The sequence below is a fragment of the Gordonia polyisoprenivorans genome, assembly GCF_017654315.1.
In the GTDB taxonomy this organism is placed as follows: domain Bacteria; phylum Actinomycetota; class Actinomycetes; order Mycobacteriales; family Mycobacteriaceae; genus Gordonia; species Gordonia polyisoprenivorans_A.
The window spans coordinates 5,107,964-5,124,098 of record NZ_CP072203.1 but is presented as its reverse complement, the minus strand read 5'-3'; the positions used below and the strand labels follow the sequence as shown (position 1 = coordinate 5,124,098).

At 67.5% G+C, this 16,135-nt stretch carries 18 protein-coding genes; 11 read left to right on the top strand and 7 right to left on the bottom strand.

Going from position 1 to position 16,135, the window contains the following annotated elements:
• Positions 1–12 precede the first annotated feature (12 nt).
• From J6U32_RS22970 to J6U32_RS22955, 4 genes are all read left to right on the top strand, one after another.
• Positions 13–1,134, top strand: a complete 1,122-nt coding sequence (locus J6U32_RS22970) for a DNA polymerase IV (RefSeq protein ID WP_208792287.1) — start codon at positions 13–15, stop codon at positions 1,132–1,134.
• Between the two features lie 126 nt (positions 1,135–1,260).
• Positions 1,261–1,653, top strand: a complete 393-nt coding sequence (locus J6U32_RS22965; protein WP_208792286.1) for a hypothetical protein — start codon at positions 1,261–1,263, stop codon at positions 1,651–1,653.
• 4 nt (positions 1,654–1,657) lie between these two features.
• Positions 1,658–2,404, top strand: coding sequence for a hypothetical protein (locus J6U32_RS22960; protein WP_208792285.1), 747 nt, complete (start codon positions 1,658–1,660; stop codon positions 2,402–2,404).
• Positions 2,405–2,477: 73 nt separating this feature from the next.
• Positions 2,478–3,515 carry an esterase/lipase family protein gene (locus tag J6U32_RS22955; RefSeq protein WP_208792284.1) on the top strand — a complete coding sequence of 346 codons (1,038 nt, stop codon included), beginning with the start codon at positions 2,478–2,480 and terminating at the stop codon, positions 3,513–3,515.
• Here the strand turns inward: J6U32_RS22955 and J6U32_RS22950 are convergent, their stop codons facing one another.
• The 4 genes from J6U32_RS22950 to J6U32_RS22935 form a co-directional block, all read right to left on the bottom strand.
• Positions 3,516–4,130 carry a TetR/AcrR family transcriptional regulator gene (locus J6U32_RS22950; protein WP_208792283.1) on the bottom strand — a complete coding sequence of 205 codons (615 nt, stop codon included), beginning with the start codon at positions 4,128–4,130 and terminating at the stop codon, positions 3,516–3,518.
• A gap of 329 nt (positions 4,131–4,459) precedes the next feature.
• A complete protein-coding gene (locus tag J6U32_RS22945; protein WP_208792282.1) occupies positions 4,460–4,855 on the bottom strand; it encodes an ArsR/SmtB family transcription factor in 396 nt (131 codons plus the stop codon).
• A 129-nt stretch (positions 4,856–4,984) separates the two neighbouring features.
• The gene (locus J6U32_RS22940) at positions 4,985–5,488 is read right to left on the bottom strand and encodes a SixA phosphatase family protein (RefSeq protein ID WP_208792281.1); all 504 of its coding nucleotides are present in this window, start codon (positions 5,486–5,488) and stop codon (positions 4,985–4,987) included.
• On the bottom strand, positions 5,485–5,853 hold the full coding sequence (locus tag J6U32_RS22935; protein ID WP_208792280.1) for a hypothetical protein: 369 nt from the start codon (positions 5,851–5,853) through the stop codon (positions 5,485–5,487). The genes J6U32_RS22940 and J6U32_RS22935 overlap by 4 nt, the downstream gene beginning before the upstream one ends.
• A gap of 62 nt (positions 5,854–5,915) precedes the next feature.
• On the opposite strand from J6U32_RS22935, the gene J6U32_RS22930 reads away from it, so the two are divergent.
• On the top strand, positions 5,916–6,932 hold the full coding sequence (locus tag J6U32_RS22930; RefSeq protein WP_244332306.1) for a DMT family transporter: 1,017 nt from the start codon (positions 5,916–5,918) through the stop codon (positions 6,930–6,932).
• On the opposite strand, the gene J6U32_RS22925 is transcribed toward J6U32_RS22930, so the two are convergent.
• Positions 6,862–7,320, bottom strand: coding sequence for a flavodoxin domain-containing protein (locus J6U32_RS22925; RefSeq protein ID WP_208792278.1), 459 nt, complete (start codon positions 7,318–7,320; stop codon positions 6,862–6,864). The genes J6U32_RS22930 and J6U32_RS22925 overlap by 71 nt on opposite strands.
• 186 nt (positions 7,321–7,506) lie before the next feature.
• Between J6U32_RS22925 and J6U32_RS22920 the strand changes: the two genes are divergently transcribed.
• From J6U32_RS22920 to J6U32_RS22905, 4 genes are all read left to right on the top strand, one after another.
• Positions 7,507–9,036: a CoA-acylating methylmalonate-semialdehyde dehydrogenase gene (locus J6U32_RS22920; RefSeq protein WP_208792277.1), complete on the top strand. Its 1,530-nt coding sequence runs from the start codon at positions 7,507–7,509 to the stop codon at positions 9,034–9,036.
• Positions 9,037–9,042: 6 nt separating this feature from the next.
• Complete coding sequence (locus tag J6U32_RS22915; protein WP_208792276.1) at positions 9,043–10,206, top strand: acyl-CoA dehydrogenase family protein; 1,164 nt, start codon at positions 9,043–9,045, stop codon at positions 10,204–10,206.
• 33 nt (positions 10,207–10,239) lie between these two features.
• A complete protein-coding gene (mmsB, locus tag J6U32_RS22910; RefSeq protein WP_208792275.1) occupies positions 10,240–11,109 on the top strand; it encodes a 3-hydroxyisobutyrate dehydrogenase in 870 nt (289 codons plus the stop codon).
• A 112-nt stretch (positions 11,110–11,221) separates the two neighbouring features.
• A complete protein-coding gene (locus J6U32_RS22905) occupies positions 11,222–12,091 on the top strand; it encodes a type IV toxin-antitoxin system AbiEi family antitoxin domain-containing protein (protein ID WP_208792274.1) in 870 nt (289 codons plus the stop codon).
• Positions 12,092–12,158: 67 nt separating this feature from the next.
• Here the strand turns inward: J6U32_RS22905 and J6U32_RS22900 are convergent, their stop codons facing one another.
• Together J6U32_RS22900 and J6U32_RS22895 are read right to left on the bottom strand one after the other, a co-directional pair.
• A complete protein-coding gene (locus J6U32_RS22900; RefSeq protein WP_208792273.1) occupies positions 12,159–12,662 on the bottom strand; it encodes a MarR family transcriptional regulator in 504 nt (167 codons plus the stop codon).
• 117 nt (positions 12,663–12,779) lie between these two features.
• Positions 12,780–13,412, bottom strand: a complete 633-nt coding sequence (locus tag J6U32_RS22895; protein ID WP_208792272.1) for a TetR/AcrR family transcriptional regulator — start codon at positions 13,410–13,412, stop codon at positions 12,780–12,782.
• A gap of 209 nt (positions 13,413–13,621) precedes the next feature.
• Between J6U32_RS22895 and J6U32_RS22890 the strand changes: the two genes are divergently transcribed.
• Together J6U32_RS22890 and J6U32_RS22885 are read left to right on the top strand one after the other, a co-directional pair.
• Positions 13,622–15,223 (top strand): amino acid permease, encoded by a 1,602-nt coding sequence (locus J6U32_RS22890; protein ID WP_208792271.1) that lies wholly within the window; start codon positions 13,622–13,624, stop codon positions 15,221–15,223.
• 55 nt (positions 15,224–15,278) lie between these two features.
• Positions 15,279–16,115 (top strand): urea amidolyase associated protein UAAP1, encoded by an 837-nt coding sequence (locus J6U32_RS22885; protein WP_208792270.1) that lies wholly within the window; start codon positions 15,279–15,281, stop codon positions 16,113–16,115.
• Positions 16,116–16,135 lie beyond the last annotated feature (20 nt).

Below are 16,135 nucleotides of genomic sequence, written 5' to 3'. Positions count from 1 at the left end.
ATCGTGGCGAAGGTGAGTGAGTCGACCCACCGATCGCCGACTCCCGTGCGCCACCGGTGGCTCCTGCACATCGACCTCGACCAATTCCAGGTCGCGGTGGAACGGTTGCGCAGCCCCGAGTTGACCGGGGTGCCGGTGATCGTCGGTGGCAACGGGGATCCGACCGAGGCGCGCAAGGTCGTGACCTGCGCGTCGTACGAGGCGCGTGCCGTCGGTGTGCGAGCGGGGATGCCACTGCGGGCCGCCTACCGCAAGATGCCCGACGCGGTGTATCTGCCCCTCGACATGGCGGCCTACGATGCGGCGTCGGCCCAGGTCATGAACATCCTGCGGGAGTCGGGCCACCCCATCGAGGTCTGGGGATGGGACGAGGCCTACGCCGGGGTCGACGACGGGACCGACGCCGAGATCCGCGACCTCGCCGCCGGACTGCGCGAAGAAGTCGCGCACCGCAGCGGGCTGTCCTGTCGTATCGGTATCAGCGACAACAAACAACGCGCCAAGATGGCCACCGGATTCGCCAAGCGTGACGAGTCGGCCGGCGGCGTGTTCCTGCTCGACAACCGGAACTGGCTGCCGCTCATGGGTTCTGCTCCTAGCCGTGACCTGTGGAGTGTCGGTCCGCGCACCGCGGACAAGCTGACCGAGATGGGGGTGCACACGGTCGACGAGCTCATCGCCACCTCCCGCGAGGACCTCATCGCGAGATTCGGCCCGCACCAGGGCAACTGGTTGTATGTACTCTGCCGTGGCGGCGGCGACTCGACCATCACCGTCGAACCGTTCGTCGCGAAATCCCACTCCAAATCCCGGACCTTCGCCACCGATCTCACCGAGCCCGACGAGATCGCCGCGGCAGCAACCGAACTCACGAGGGAATTACTGACCCAGGTCGTCGCGGAGGGGCGGGTGGCCTTTCGGGTGGCCGTCACCGTACGCACCTCCACCTTCTACACCCGGACCAAGTCGCGAAAGTTGTCCGCCCCCGGCACCGATGCGGCGGTGATCGCCCCGGTCGTCGTGGAGTTGTTGGGCAAGTTCGAACAGGGACGGCCGATCCGACTGCTGGGGGTGCGCCTCGACCTCCTCGAGGACTCGGACGGCGCTGTGCGAGACGGGGACGAGCCGGACTGAGCGGACGGCTTTGGGGTCGGAGCGTCGGGTCCTCGCGATTGCGTCCAAACGGACGACACCGACGAACGGGTCGTCGTTGATACCGTTGAGCGCTCGCCACGTCCTTGTCCTCGCAGGAGCTTCCCGATGACCGCACCCCCGACACCGCCTCGCCGGCCCACACCGGCAGCCGAGGTGGCCGGCCGCATCCCACTGCTGCCGGCGATCGCGGGAGCACTGGTGCTCGTCGGCCTGATCGGAGCGCTCGCCGGAGGCTGCGGCGGTGGACTGTCGGCGGTCGGCGGATACTCGACGAGCCGCTCGGAACTCTGCTCGGCGTATCGGACCGCGCTCAACGCCTTCGACGACGATTCCGAATTCGACGTGACCGATGAGCTCAACGCGCTCGCCGACGCGGCGAAGGACTACGACGACTCCGGCGTCCGCTCCGACGGGGAGGACGTGGACTCCTCCTCGGGGCTGATCAGCGAGTCGGGCTTCCGGAGCGACACCCGCAACATCGCGGCGGAATGTGGGTGACGACATGACGATGCCTCCCGGTCCAGGCGACCACCCCGGTTTCCCGAATCCCGGTTTCCCGAATCACGGCGCCCCGAATCCCGGTTTCGGTGGTCGGCCGTTCGGTTCACCTGCGCGCCCGCCCGCCCCCACCGGACCCAATCCGCAGGGCGCGGGGATGCGCGCGCTGATCGGTGGCGGCGCGATCGGCCTCGTCGCACTGGTCTTCGTCTTCCTGTTCTGGCCGGTCGCGATCCTCCTCTTTGCCGTCGCCGCCCTGTACACGGTGCTCCTCGGCACCGGGATGGATCCGTTCGCCGGGACGTCGACGACGATCGCCCACGTCGGATACCTCTGGCGCACCCGCGTCGCGACCGCCGGGGCGTCACCCCCCGCGCAGCGGTTCCCGAATCCGCCGACCGGGCAGCAGTTCCCGAATCCGCCGACCGGGCAGCAGTTCCCGAGCCCGCCGACCGGGCAGCAGTTCCCGAGCCCGCCGACGGGACCACGCGGGGTGGACATCCCACCACCGGTCGATCCGCCGACCGAGATCGTGGCGCGACCGACGACACCCGGGCACGGATTCACGGCCGCACAGGCCGCCGATCCCGCCACCGACCCGGCCGTTCTCGCGCAGATCGCCGCAACAGCGAGCGATCTACACATTTATCTCGCCGCCAATCCCGCGACGTATCCGGATCTGCTCGACTGGCTCGCCGCGCACGGCGCACCCGAGGCCCGGGACGCGGTGGCCCGCCGCCGTCACGGCTGACGGCATCAGCCGCGGCTCATCTACGGGGGAGCAAGGTCTTCTCGACCTTCGCCGCCCGGGGTTACCGTAAGGTGTGTCGTTTCTTCTCGATCACCGGGTGCGCCGCTCCGGGTACTGCCGTTCGCCAGGGAGTCGGGGCCGACGACGTCGCGTCACGTCCGTCGCCGTTGCGGCGATGGTCATGGCCTCCGTGTTCGGGATCGGGGCTCTCGGGATCGGGACGGCCCAGGCCCGGCCGCACACCCCGTTACCCGTGACCTACGACTTCCTGGCCGGTATCTCCGCCGAACTCGCCCATCCTGGCGGGTCGCTGCCCGGCACCAACGACTACTCGTGTCGCCCGTCGGCGGCCCACCCGCGGCCGGTGATCCTGGTTCACGGCAGTGGCGGTGGGCGGCAGACGAATTGGGCCACGCTGGCACCGGTGTTGGTCAACGCCGGCTACTGCGTATTCGCACCCACCTACGGTGCCCTCGGCACGGTGTGGCCGGTCTCGGCACTCGGCGGGCTCGGCCCCAAACCCGACAGTGCCTGGCAGATCAAGGAATTCATCGACCACGTGCGCGCCGCGACCGGCAGTGATCAGGTCGACATCGTCGGACACTCGTTGGGCACCGAGATCCCCACCTACTGGCTGAAATACCTTGGTGGGCGCGGCCATGTGGCCCACTACGTGTCGCTCGCGCCGTACTGGCGGCAGGGCCCCGATGACGATGACGTCCGCGGCGAGACGATCGCCGAATTCCGTGCGCGCCTGGGAATTGCGCCGCCAGCTCATCCGGCGTGTCCCGAATGCACACCCGCGCCGGCGGATCTGAACTTCAATCAGGCGGTCCGCCTGCCCACGCCCTACCTTCCGGGGGTGCGGTACACCAACATCGTGACCCGCGACGACGAGATCGTCACCCCATACTCGGCGGGCATCCTTCCGGGGCCGCCCGGCACCGACGTCACCAATATCGTTGTGCAGGAAGGCTGTCCGATCGATCACGCCGACCACCTGTCCATCGTGGCGAACCGGCGATCTGCTGCGCTGGTGCTCAACGCCCTCGACCCGGCTCATCCGCGCCCGGTGCCGTGCGTACTGGTGTCGCCGGTCACCGGTGGCTGATCAGACGGTGACGTACGTGCCGAGCATCCGGACGAAGGCATCGGTGGTGTGCTCGAGCGATACCTGATCACCGGTCATCACAAAGCCGAGGGTGAGCCCGTCGGCGGCCGCCACCACCGCGGGGGCGATCTGCTCTTCGGGTACCGCCCAACGGAATCCGCCGAGCCGCGCGCCCTCGCGCAGCATCCGGATGACCAACTCGGTGTAGCGCGCGTACAGATACTCGGCCAGCGGTTCCAAGCCGGTCGTGCGGCGTGCGAACAGTCCGAGCGAGATCAGCGCATGCTCGCGGGTGGCGTTGCCGGCGACGTCTCCGGCGAAGCTCTCGAATCCGGCGCGGATCACCTCGCGCGGATGTAGTGGTGCGTCACTCGAGCGTTCCTCGAGCGCGCGGATCCGCTCGTTGAGCGCATCCAATTCCTCGTTGATGCCATGCTCGGCCACCGCCGCGAGCAACTCGTCGCGACTGTCGAAAGCGTAGAACAGCCCCGACTGCGGAACGCCCGCCTCCAGGGCGATCCGTCGTGTGGTGGCGCTCTCGACACCTTCGGTCGCGATGACCCGCAAGGTGGCCTCGATGGCGAGTCGGCGTCGCTCGGCGACACTCAACCGCATCGGGTTCTCCTCTGTGTGGTCCGGCCGACGACACGTCGGCCGAGACATTTGTTCTGCTGTGGACGTGAGTTGGTGCACAACTCGATGGACATATCTCTGTGGACAATGCTCAGTGGACGAACAGTGAACATCACGGATGGTACTCACATCGACGCCCGCCGTCCGCGACCTGCTGCGCCCGTCCGCCTGCACGGAGCGGCGGCGTATGCACCGTGGTGGCCAAATCTGTTCGGCCGCAATGGCTTACTCGGCGACGGTGGGCCCAGCCGGGTGAGTTCACCACGGTCGCCGGGAACGTCGGGGGATTGGTCGACGTGCGCCGCGTGCGGTCAGGCCCGGACGACTGGCGGTAACGCGGAGATCGCGTCGTACTGCTCGCGCTGCTCGTCGAGCGTGTCGGCCAGGAAGGTCCGGGCGATGAGCAGCAACTCCGACACCTTCGGATGGGCGAGCGTGTAGAACACGGCGTTGCCGGTGCGCGTCGAGCGGACGACGTGATGCCGTTTGAGCACTGCGAGATGTTGCGACATGGTGGTCGGGCCGATGTCGATGATGGTGAGGAGTTCGCTCACCGGGGTCGGCGAGTCGTTGGCCGAGAGGACCTCGAGGACCCGGATACGCGCCGGATGGGCGAGCGCCTTGAACAGGTTGGCCTTGATCTCATACAGCGGCTGATCGGTGTCGGAGAATCCGTTGGTCGACACGGGGGCTCCTCGGTCATTCATCACTTGGCGTCAACGATGAATTGATGGATTACGTGATTTCTTAATCGCGATAGTACGGCGCAGAAGCCCGCCGGACAAGTCGGAGATCGCAGACCACGAAAGTGGTCGACAGGTGCGGTCGGTGCGAGATCAGTCGCGCGGAACGCGCACGCCGAGAAGGTGGGCATCGGGATCGTGGTCGACGCCGATCGTCTCCCAGGGCACCCCGATGCGCATGACCGCGTAGGCGGAGGTGGGGAAGCGGGCGATGGTGCCCTCGGGGTCGAGGGTGAGCGCGGTGGTCGGCATACCCGGGTCGTGGCCGACGACGAGCACGGTCGTGGCGTCGGCGGGCGCATGGATACGCAGCGCCTCGAGCACGTCGAACGGGCTGCCGCCGTAGAGGTCGTCGAGGTAGACGGTCGGGGCGCTTATCCCGGTTCGGTCGAGGGTCTGCCGGGTGCGGGTGGCCGTCGAGCACAGCACGGCGTCGACCGCCAGTCCCTCCTCGGTCATCCATCGACCGGCCAGGGCTGCCTCGCGCCGACCGCGATCGGCGAGCGGGCGCTCGTGGTCGCCGACGCCTGGCGGGTAACCGGATTTGCCGTGGCGCAGGAGGACCAGCGTCCGCCCCGGCCCGGCGACCTCGCTCACGCCACGCCCCGGCCGTTGCGGATCGTCGCCGGGCGCGACGACGGCGTGTCGCGGGAGCGCTGTGAGCGTGCCAACACCCGGGCGGTGGCCCGCCACGCCGCGGCCTCCTGCCGATGGAAGCAGGCCACTTCGGCGGCGTGGTCCCACTCGCCGCGATCACGGACGGTGATGTCGTCGTCGGTGTCGTCGTCATCGATGCCGGTCTCGGCGCAGGTCTCGGCCAGTTCGGCGGCGGTGTCGGAGTCGGCGGCCTCGTCCAGACACGCCACGATCAGGCGGTCGACGAGCGAGGGGTCGGTGCACACGGCCTCGATCGTGGTGGCATCGAGGGTCGCGAGGATCTCCAGTTCTGATCGCAACCGCATGCATCCAACCTACGACGTGCAAACCTCGCCTCGCGGGTAGGCACACCGTTAGCCTTGTGGACGTGCATTCCTGGGTTCCGGCGATACTCGCGGTTCTCGCGGCACTGTTGATCGCCGCCGGAACCGTGCTGCGTCAGCGTGCGTCCCGGGCGTCGGGTGCGATCACCCGCGGATGGTGGGCGGGGGCGTCCATCGCGATCGCCGGGTTCGCGCTCCAGGCGGCTGCGCTCGGTCTCGGATCGATCCTGCTGGTGCAACCACTCGTCGTGCTCGCGGTGTTGTTCGCCCTGCCGCTCGAGGCGTGGGCCGATCGGCGCCATCCCGCCAAGCGCGAGTGGGCGTGGGGCGCGGTGCTGGTCATCTGCGTGGCGACGTTCCTGCTCATCTCGCGCCCCGAGCCGTCGATGCGCCGACCGCACGACCTGGTCGCGTGGGCGACGGTCGCCGCGGTCGCCGCGGTGATCGTGCTGTGCGTGGCGTGCGCCGAGCGTTCGACCCCGCACTATCGGGCACTGTTCTACGGGCTGGCCGCGGGCACCCTGTTCGGGGTGTCGGCTCTGCTGATCAAGACCATCGTCTACCAGCTGCTGCATCATCCGATGCACTTGTTCCTGCACCCCGAGCTGTACCTGTTCGTCGTGGTCGCGACCGGGGCGATCATCGCCCAGCAGAAGGGCTTCGGTGCCGGCGACCTGCAGACGTCGTTCCCGGCGATGAACGTGATGGAACCCGCGGTCGCGATGGCGCTCGGCGTCGTGCTGCTCGGCGAGAACCTCAAGGTGTCGACGACGACGGCCTTGTTCCTCGGGGTGGTGCTGGCGGTGATGATCCGGTCGGTCGTCGAGCTGGCCAAGGAATCGGCGGTCCGGTGCGGCACCCTGCCCGGCCAACCGGCGCCCGCGGTATCCGGGGACACTGCCGCCGAGGACGCGCGGGTCGAACCGACCGGGGATGCGCCGACGCCCCGGGCCCAGCCCGAGCCCGGAGCGTCGACTGGCGGTGATCAGATCAGGCGGTTACCGGATCGATCACAGGGATCAGGTTCTGCGCCCACGTCGCGGCCATCACGCTCGGCTTGACCGCCGAGGAGTTGTCGTGGCGGGCGTGCTCGCCGACCTGCGTAGCGCCCCGCGCGGTGAGCTTCTCGGCCATCAGTTCGCCGCCGCGGTTGAAGGTCTCGCCGTAGACCGTGTCGCCGAGTCCGAACACCGCGAACCGCAGACCGGTCAGGTCGGGGGTCAGGGCATCGAGTTCGTCGGCGAACGGCTCGGCACCGGTCGGCAATTCGCCTTCGCCGTACGTGGAGCAGATCACCACGAGGAAGTCCCCGGCGTCGAGATCCTCCACCGCGAACTCGCTCATGTCGTAGATCGACGGGTCGTGACCGACGCTCAGGGCGTCGGCAATGGCGTCGGCGACCAGCTCACTGTTGCCGGTCTCGGTGCCGTAGAGGATGACAACGGACATGGGACTCCCTTCGGAAAACATGGCAAGGCTACCCTAATTCACGAGTGCTCCACCATCCGGTCCGCTTGGTGCCGCTCACCACAGTCGCCGCCGCTTCGTGACGGGGGGCCCTTGCGCAATTACTTGGATGTCCTAGTATTGGGGCTGTCCCCAGAATCCCCGAGCAGAAGTCCAGGTGATCTCGCGGTGAGTACAACCACCACCTCCATCCCGCACTACCTCAACGGCACCAAGGTGCCCGCCGACGGCGGTCGCTTCGCCGACGTCTTCAATCCGAGCACCGGCGCCATCGCCGCACAGGTCCCGCTCGCCAGCACCGACGACGTGGCCAAGGCGGTCGACACGGCCAAGAAGGCCCAGCTGGAGTGGGCGGCGTGGAATCCGCAGCGGCGCGCCCGGGTGCTGATGCGTTTCGTCGATCTCGTGAACAAGAACGCCGACGAGATCGCCACCACGCTCTCGCTCGAGCACGGCAAGACCCACGCCGATGCCCTCGGCGACATCCAGCGCGGCATCGAGGTCATCGAATTCGCGATCGGCATCCCGCATCTGATCAAGGGTGAGTTCACCGAGGGCGCCGGGTCGGGCATCGACGTGCACTCGATTCGTCAGCCCCTCGGTGTGGTCGCCGGCATCACCCCGTTCAACTTCCCGGCGATGATCCCGCTGTGGAAGGCCGGCCCGGCGCTCGCCTGCGGTAACGCCTTCATCCTCAAGCCCAGTGAGCGGGACCCGTCGGTTCCGGTCCGCCTCGCCGAATTGTTCACCGAGGCAGGACTTCCCGACGGTGTGTTCCAGGTCGTCCATGGCGACAAGGAGGCCGTCGACGCGCTGCTCGATCACCCCGACGTCAAGGCACTCGGCTTCGTCGGCAGCTCCGACATCGCGCAGTACATCTACTCCACCGCCGCGGCGAACGGTAAGCGTTCGCAGTGCTTCGGTGGCGCCAAGAACCACATGATCATCATGCCCGACGCCAACCTCGATCAGGTCGTCGATGCATTGATCGGCGCCGGCTACGGCAGCGCCGGGGAGCGGTGCATGGCGATCAGCGTGGCCGTGCCGGTCGGGGAACAGACCGCAGAACGGTTGCGCGCCAAGCTCGTCGACAAGGTCAACGCGTTGCGCGTCGGACACTCACTCGACCCGAAGGCAGACTACGGGCCGCTGGTGACCGCAGCCGCACTCGAGCGGGTGCGCACCTACATCGGCAAGGGTGTCGAGGAGGGTGCCGACCTGGTGATCGACGGTCGGGAGCGGGGCAGCAACGAGCAGACCTTCGGTGACGAGGACCTGTCCAACGGCTTCTTCATCGGCCCGACGCTGTTCGATCATGTCACCAAGGACATGTCGATCTACACCGACGAGATCTTCGGGCCGGTGCTGGCCATCGTGCGCGCCGCCGACTACGACGAGGCGCTCGCCCTAGCCTCGGATCACCAGTACGGCAACGGTGTCGCGATCTTCACCCAGGACGGTGACGCCGCCCGCGACTTCACCGCCCGCGTCGAGGTGGGCATGGTCGGGGTGAACGTTCCCATCCCGGTTCCGGTGGCCTACTACACCTTCGGCGGCTGGAAGCGGTCGGGCTTCGGCGACCTCAACCAGCACGGTCCCGCGTCGATCCAGTTCTACACCAAGACCAAGACCGTCACCTCACGCTGGCCGTCGGGCATCAAGGACGGCGCGGAGTTCGTCATCCCGACGATGGACTGATCGGCGATGACGACCTTCGTGGACTCCGGTCTCGACACCGACGAGCGTGTCATCGTCGAGACCGCGGCCGACTTCGCCGCGAAACGCATTGCCCCCCATGCCCTGAGGTGGGACGCCGACAACCACTTCCCGGTCGCCGAGCTGCGCGAGGCCGCGCAGCTCGGCATGGGTGCGATCTACTGTGCCGAGGATGCCGGTGGTAGTGGGCTCCGCCGACTGGACGGCGTCCGGATCTTCGAACAACTCGCCTACGCCGATCCGGCGGTCGCCGCCTTCCTGTCCATCCACAACATGTGTACGTGGATGGTCGACGAGTACGGCACCGATGAACAACGCGCACAGTGGGTTCCGCGGCTGGCGAACATGGACACCGTCGCCAGTTACTGCCTCACCGAGCCGGGTGCCGGTTCGGACGCGGCAGCGTTGTCGACCCGTGCCGAGCGGGTCGGGGACGAGTACGTTCTCACCGGCGTCAAACAGTTCATCTCCGGTGCGGGTTCGTCGGATCTCTACGTCGTGATGGCGCGGACCGGGGATGCCGGGCCCAAGGGCATCTCCACCTTCCTCGTCGAGAAGGACATGCCGGGGCTGAGTTTCGGTGCCCAGGAACACAAGATGGGGTGGCACGCCCAACCCACCGCGCAAGTGATCCTCGACGAGGTGCGGGTTCCGGCGACCAGCCTCCTCGGTAACACCGAGGGCATCGGATTCGGTATCGCGATGAACGGCCTCAACGGCGGCCGGCTCAACATCGCGGCGTCGTCGTTGGGTGGTGCGCAGGCGGCCTTCGACAAGGCGGCCGCCTACGTCGCCTCCCGAAAAGCCTTCGGGGCGGCGCTGATCGACGAGTCGACTATCCGGTTCACGCTGGCCGACATGGCGACCTCACTGCAAACCGCGCGCCTGATGCTGTGGCACGCGGCGAGCGCACTCGACGCCGGCGCCCCGGACAAGGTCGAACAGTGTGCGATGGCCAAGCGCTACGTCACCGACTCGTGCTACACCGTCGCCGACCAGGCGCTGCAGTTGCACGGCGGCTACGGCTACCTGGCCGAGTACGGAATCGAGAAAATCGTCCGGGATCTGCGCGTGCACCGCATCCTGGAGGGGACCAACGAGATCATGCGAGTCGTGGTGGGTCGGTCCATCGCGTCGCGCTTCTCGAACTGACATCACCGAGAGATTCGATATGGAGATTCGACAATGACGACGATCGCCTTTCTGGGACTGGGCAACATGGGTGGGCCGATGGCGGCGAACCTGGTCAAGGCCGGGCACACGGTGCACGGCTTCGATCCGGTGCCCGAGGCGGTGAAAGCGGCGCAGGAGAGCGGCGTCGAGACCTTCCCGACCGCGGTGGAAGCCGTCGCGGTGGCGCAGGTCGTGATCACGATGCTGCCCAGCGGCGCAATCGTCAAGCAACTCTACGACGAGGTCCTCCCGGCGAGTGCCACCGGAACGCTGTTCATCGACAGCTCGACGATCTCGGTCGCCGATGCCCGTGAGATCAATTCACGCGCAGGGGATCTCGGCTTCGCGCAGGTCGACGCCCCGGTGTCGGGAGGTGTAAAGGGCGCGACCGCGGGCACCCTGGCGTTCATGGTCGGCGGCAGCGAGGAGGCCTTCGCCGCGGCGCGCACCACCCTGGATCCCATGGCGGGCAAGATCATCCACTGCGGTGACACCGGTGCCGGACAGGCCGCGAAGGTCTGCAACAACATGCTGTTGGCCGTGCAGCAGATCGCGGTCGGCGAGGCCTTCGTCCTCGCCGAGAAACTCGGCCTCTCCGATCAGGCGCTCTACGACGTCGTCACCGGAGCGACCGGCAATTGCTGGGCCATCGAGACCAACTGTCCGGTGCCCGGCCCGCAGCCGGCGTCGCCGGCCAACAACGAGTTCAAGCCCGGCTTCGCCACCGCGTTGATGAACAAGGACCTCGGCCTGGCCATGGACGCCATCGCCGACACCGGTTCCCGCGCACCGCTGGGAACCCATGCGGCACAACTGTATCGGGCCTTCGCCGAGCAGAACGCGGGACTGGACTTCTCGGCGATCATCGAGACCTTGCGTTGAGTTGACCCGTTGATCAGTATGACGTTTCCTCCGGAATCCGGGCGAAACGTCATACTGATCAACGACGACGTCGCCGATGGAACCGGATGCGGTCCGCTCGCGTCCAATCCCCATGGACATTCACGAGTTGTCGGTCCGTCGCGACGGCGTGTTCACCACAAGAGAAGCGCTGGACTGCGGTGTGAGCGAGTCGGCCATCGCGCGGCGCGTGGCGTCCGGCGCGTGGAAAGAAGTGGCGCACGGCGTTCACCTTGTCGCCGGACACGCCCGGGGTCCTCGGGCGCAAGCGCGGATCGCGGTGCTCTCGGTGCACAGGAATGCCGTTCTGGGTGGCGCGGCGGCAGCGTGGTGGCTCGGCTTGTGCTCCGAGGAACCGCGAAAACACCTGGTCTTCACTCAGACCCGAGGCCGCGCTCGCCGATCATCGGCGACGGCGGTGACCCGTTATCGCGAACTCCATGACGACGACATCGTCGTGCACGACGGCCTTCGGACGACGGCGGCAGACCTCACGGTGCTCGAAGCGTCAGTTGCCCTGGGACTGTCGTTCATGGACTCGGCATTGCTGTCCGGGCGGGTGACCCCTGAGTCCCTCGCCGACGTTCATGCCCGTTACCCGAAGCGGCATGGCGCGGCCAAGACGTCGGCCTACTTGAGGCTCATCGGCGACGGCGCGCGGTCGCAAGCGGAGCGGCTCACCGTGAAGATCTTTCGTGCGGCCGGTGTTTCCGGCTGGGTGGCGAACCTGCCGGCGTGCGGGTACGTGATCGACTTCGCGTTTCCCGACCAGAAGGTCGCGGTGGAAATCGATGGTTTCGCCTACCACCGTGACGCGGTCGCCTTTCAGCGTGATCGCACCAAACGCAATGCCCTGATTCGGTCCGGCTGGCAGGTACTCAACTACACGTGGGCCGACCTCATCGATCGCCCCGACCAGGTTGCCGCGGAGGTCGCGGCTGCCCTGCGCTCGTCGGCGGCGTGATCAGTATGACGTTTCGCCCGGAATTCGGCGGAATTGTCATACTGATCGGCCGGCGCGACGACCACCGTCAGAAATCCCCCGCGTGATGACGCAGCGAGTGGATGGCACCGACCAAGCCGCGGATCTCGTCGCGGTCCATGCCGACGTCGGCGAACACCTCGCGATTGAGTGTCGTCGTGGCGTCTTCGACGGTGGAGCGCCCCAGGTCGGTGATCTCCACCAGTGTGGTGCGTCCGTCGGTGGGATGGGGCAGGCGCCGGACCAGCTTCGCCTCCTCGAGTCGACGGATCGCGTGGGTGACGCTGGTGACGTGGACCTGGAGTCGGTCGCTGGCCTTGGTGATCGGCAGGGCGCCGTGCCGCGAGAACGCGAGCAGACGGAGCAACTCGAAGCGAGAGAACGTCAAATCGTAAGGGCGCAAGGCTGTCTCGACGCGCGCCAAGAGAATCTGGTGGGCGCGCATCACCGAGGTGACCGCGACCATTCCGTCGGCGACGTCACCCCATCCGGCCGAGGCCCAGTTGTCCTTCGCCTCGGCGATGGGATCGAAACGCATGCTCCGGCCTGCCATGCGTCATACCCTATCCCGGCACCCGGTGTGCCGTGGCGACTGATCGCCCTGGTCGCCACGCACGGGAGGGCCCGAGATCGGTCGGCACAGGTGGGTCGACGGCGCCCGGCCCCGGCGTCACGGCGCAGCGAGCAGCACGCGGATCGCACCGACGATGGTGTCGATGAGCGCGGCGACGGTGTGATCACCGAGTTCGCCGCGTTGCTCGTCGGAACGCAGCATGATGACCGATTCGACGAGGCGGAAGGGAAGTAGTCGGCGCATGTCGGTGGGGTCGTCGAGCGCCTCGGCGGCCAGCGACTCGTACGCTCCGGCCAATTCCTGTCGGGCGGAACGGAAGTGGGCGTATCGATCGTCGGCAACCTCGGGTAGCAGGTAGAGCGAGCCGAGATTCCAGCGTGCGTCGACCAGTTGCTGGGCGTCGATGCGTGCCAGTTCCAGGAGCCGGTCGAGGGCGGGTGCGTCGGAATCGAGTAGCTCGCGTGCGGTCTCGAGCGATCCGACGACGGTTGTGTCCAGCAACGCGGCGAGGATGTCGTCCTTGTTCTTGAAGTAGTGGTAGAGCGAGGCCTGCCGAATCCCGACCGCGTCGGCGATCATCCGCGTCGAGGTACCGCTGTAGCCGTGTCGGACGAACAACTCGCCGGCGGCGTCGAGGATCTCCTCGCGTGCGGTGGCTCCGCGCCGCTTGGGCTCGGTCAGGCGGGGCCGCCCGGGGCCGGTGCCGCGGGGTGGCGCGGTACGGGACATGGCGGCTGGCTCCTCGCGGTCGGCTCCTCGTAAAGCTGCATGCTGGTCGGTTTCGCGACAGAATCAGCCTAACGCAACGGTGCGTAACACGGCTGTCACAGGGGTTTCCCCGCCCGCAACATATCTATCATTCGACAGAAATAGACGGGCAGTTATCTATCGACTGACAGATACAGCGCTCGACGGGGAGCCCTACGAAGGACATCGCCATGACCATGACCGCTCACTCATCCCCGGAGCCCACCCCGACTCCCGCCTCACCGTCGTCGGGCGCAGGTGACTCCGACGACCTCCTCGAGCTCGGCTACGACCAGCAGCTGCACCGCTCGCTGGGTAAGTTCGCCTCGTTCGCGGCCGGCTTCTCATTCGTCTCGATCCTCACGACCATCTTCCAATTGTTCGGTCTCGGTTTCGGATTCGGCGGGCCCGCCTTCTTCTGGACCTGGCCCATCGTCTACGGCGGCCAGTTCCTGGTGGCGTTGTGCTTCGCCGAGATCGCCGCCCGCTACCCGATCTCGGGTGCGATCTACCAGTGGTCGCGCCGAATGGGTGGAGAAGTCGTCGGCTGGTTCGGCGGGTGGTTCATGATGATCGCGCAGATCGTCACCGCCGCCGCGGCCGCGATCGCCCTGCAGGTCGTCCTGCCCGCCGTGTGGACCGGTTTCCAGATCATCGGCGACGACCCCACGCTCACCAGCACCTCCGGTGCGGCGAATGCCGTCCTGCTCGGTTCGGTGCTGCTGGTGGCCGTCACCGCGATCAACTGCGTCGGGGTGCGGTGGATGAGCCGCGTCAACAACATCGGCGTGACCTGTGAGCTCGTCGGCGTCACCGCCGTGGTGCTGGCCCTGTTCACCCACGCCAAGCGCGGCCCCGACGTCGTCTTCGACACCGGGCTGCCCGGACAGCAACCCGGCTACATCTGGGCGTTCATCGTCTCGGGTCTGATGGCCGCATATGTGATGGTCGGCTTCGGGTCGGCAGGCGAGCTCGCCGAGGAGACCCGCAACCCCCGACGGGTCGCACCGCGCACCATCCGGATGGCGCTGACCGTCTCGGCGATCGGTGGTGGCCTGATGCTTCTGGGCGCGCTGATGGCTGCTCCGACACTCGGTGACGAACTCGCGACCGGCGGCCTGCCCTACGTGCTGGATTCGGTGCTCGGCGGTTTCTGGGGCAAGGTCCTGCTGTGCGACGTCGCGGTGGCGATCTTCATCTGCACCCTGGCCATCCAGACCGCGTGTTCGCGGTTGATGTTCTCGATGGCCCGCGACGGCCGGTTGCCCTTCTCCTCGCGACTGGCACATGTCAACTCCCGCACCGGAACCCCCATCGCGCCGTCCATCCTGATCGGGCTGCTCTGCGTCGCGACCCTGTTGGTCAACGTCGGCAACCCGGCGATCTTCGCGACCCTCGCGAGTGTCTGCATCATCCTGATCTACCTGGCCTACCTCGCGGTCACCGGACCGATGCTGTATCGACGCCTACAGGGCTGGCCGAAGGGGACCGTCGAGGTCGACGCCGAGGGCAAGAAGCTGTTCGGGCTCGGGCGATTCGGCATCGTCGTGAATCTCGGAGCGGTGATCTACGGGGCACTGATGGTCGTGAACCTCGCCTGGCCGCGCACCGAGATCTTCGACCCCGCAGGTGACATGCCGATCCTGCGGTGGGCCGGCCCGATCTCGATCGCCATCACGGTCCTCGTCGGAATCGCCTGCTACCCCAGGGGAAAAGAGCATCCCAAGCCGGTCACACCCATCGGCCGAGCCGCAACCAGCCGCCAGACCAGCGACATCGCCACCGTCGACTGACCTCGCGCCGGCGACACCCAACCACCACACCTGTTCGATCCCAAGGACTCTCACCATGAATGCCACCGCAACCACCGCCGGCGCCCGCGCGCACGCCCGGGCCCAGGCCACCACCCTGACCGACTCGATGCCGGTGGTGCCCGCCACCGGATGGCCGCACCCGCCCGCCGCCGTCGACGCCGCCGACCTCACCTGGGCCGAGACCGTCCCGGGCGGTCGCTACACCACCAAGGTGCTCTCCCGAGGAAGCCGACTTCGCCTGCGCGACATCACCGGAACCGCCTGCGCGCATCTGCTGGCGTGGCGCGCCGACGCCCCGCATGAACGCCTGAACGTCGCCGACACCGTCAAGGTGCCGTGGCAGGCCTACCTCACCACCGGGCACCCGCTGCTCAGTGACCAGGGTCGGGTGCTGGCCACCGTCGTCGCCGACGACAGCCGTCATCACGACGCGCTCTGCGGCACCTCGACGCTCGCCGGAAACATCGCCAAATATGGTGCCGGGAGCCCGCATTCGGGCAGCCCGGCGGGACGCGAGATGCTTGTGCTGGCCGCCGCCAAGAACGGGTTGACACCCACCGACGTGGCACCGTCGTTGTCGTTCTTCCACGGCGTCACCGTCGACGCCGACGGCTCGTTGCGATCCACCGGGTCGGCGGGCGCGGATACGTCGGTGGAGCTGATCTTTCATCTCCCGTGCATCGTCGCCCTCGCCAACACCGCCCACCCCCTCGACCCCGCGACGGATTTCGAGGCCGGCCCGCTCGAGGTGCTCGCCTGGCGCGCGACCGCCGACCTCGAGGTACTCATCGCCGACGCCGAGCGCCGCGACCCCGAGTATCAACGGGCCGTCGCCAACAGCGAAGACGCCCACCGCGCCACCCATTTCTGACCTCGACACCCACCCGCGAC

Excerpts from the sequence above, each read along its gene's own strand:
- J6U32_RS22960 (WP_208792285.1), top strand. The coding sequence starts at position 1,658 with ATGACGATGCCTCCCGGTCCAGGCGACCACCCCGGTTTCCCGAATCCC.
- J6U32_RS22945 (WP_208792282.1), bottom strand. The coding sequence starts at position 4,855 with ATGAATGACCGAGGAGCCCCCGTGTCGACCAACGGATTCTCCGACACC.
- mmsB (WP_208792275.1), top strand. The coding sequence starts at position 10,240 with ATGACGACGATCGCCTTTCTGGGACTGGGCAACATGGGTGGGCCGATG.
- J6U32_RS22905 (WP_208792274.1), top strand. The coding sequence starts at position 11,222 with ATGGACATTCACGAGTTGTCGGTCCGTCGCGACGGCGTGTTCACCACA.
- J6U32_RS22950 (WP_208792283.1), bottom strand. The coding sequence starts at position 4,130 with ATGCGGTTGAGTGTCGCCGAGCGACGCCGACTCGCCATCGAGGCCACC.
- J6U32_RS22895 (WP_208792272.1), bottom strand. The coding sequence starts at position 13,412 with ATGTCCCGTACCGCGCCACCCCGCGGCACCGGCCCCGGGCGGCCCCGC.
- J6U32_RS22885 (WP_208792270.1), top strand. The coding sequence starts at position 15,279 with ATGAATGCCACCGCAACCACCGCCGGCGCCCGCGCGCACGCCCGGGCC.
- J6U32_RS22935 (WP_208792280.1), bottom strand. The coding sequence starts at position 5,853 with ATGCGGTTGCGATCAGAACTGGAGATCCTCGCGACCCTCGATGCCACC.
- J6U32_RS22890 (WP_208792271.1), top strand. The coding sequence starts at position 13,622 with ATGACCATGACCGCTCACTCATCCCCGGAGCCCACCCCGACTCCCGCC.
- J6U32_RS22915 (WP_208792276.1), top strand. The coding sequence starts at position 9,043 with ATGACGACCTTCGTGGACTCCGGTCTCGACACCGACGAGCGTGTCATC.
- J6U32_RS22925 (WP_208792278.1), bottom strand. The coding sequence starts at position 7,320 with ATGTCCGTTGTCATCCTCTACGGCACCGAGACCGGCAACAGTGAGCTG.
- J6U32_RS22965 (WP_208792286.1), top strand. The coding sequence starts at position 1,261 with ATGACCGCACCCCCGACACCGCCTCGCCGGCCCACACCGGCAGCCGAG.
- J6U32_RS22900 (WP_208792273.1), bottom strand. The coding sequence starts at position 12,662 with ATGGCAGGCCGGAGCATGCGTTTCGATCCCATCGCCGAGGCGAAGGAC.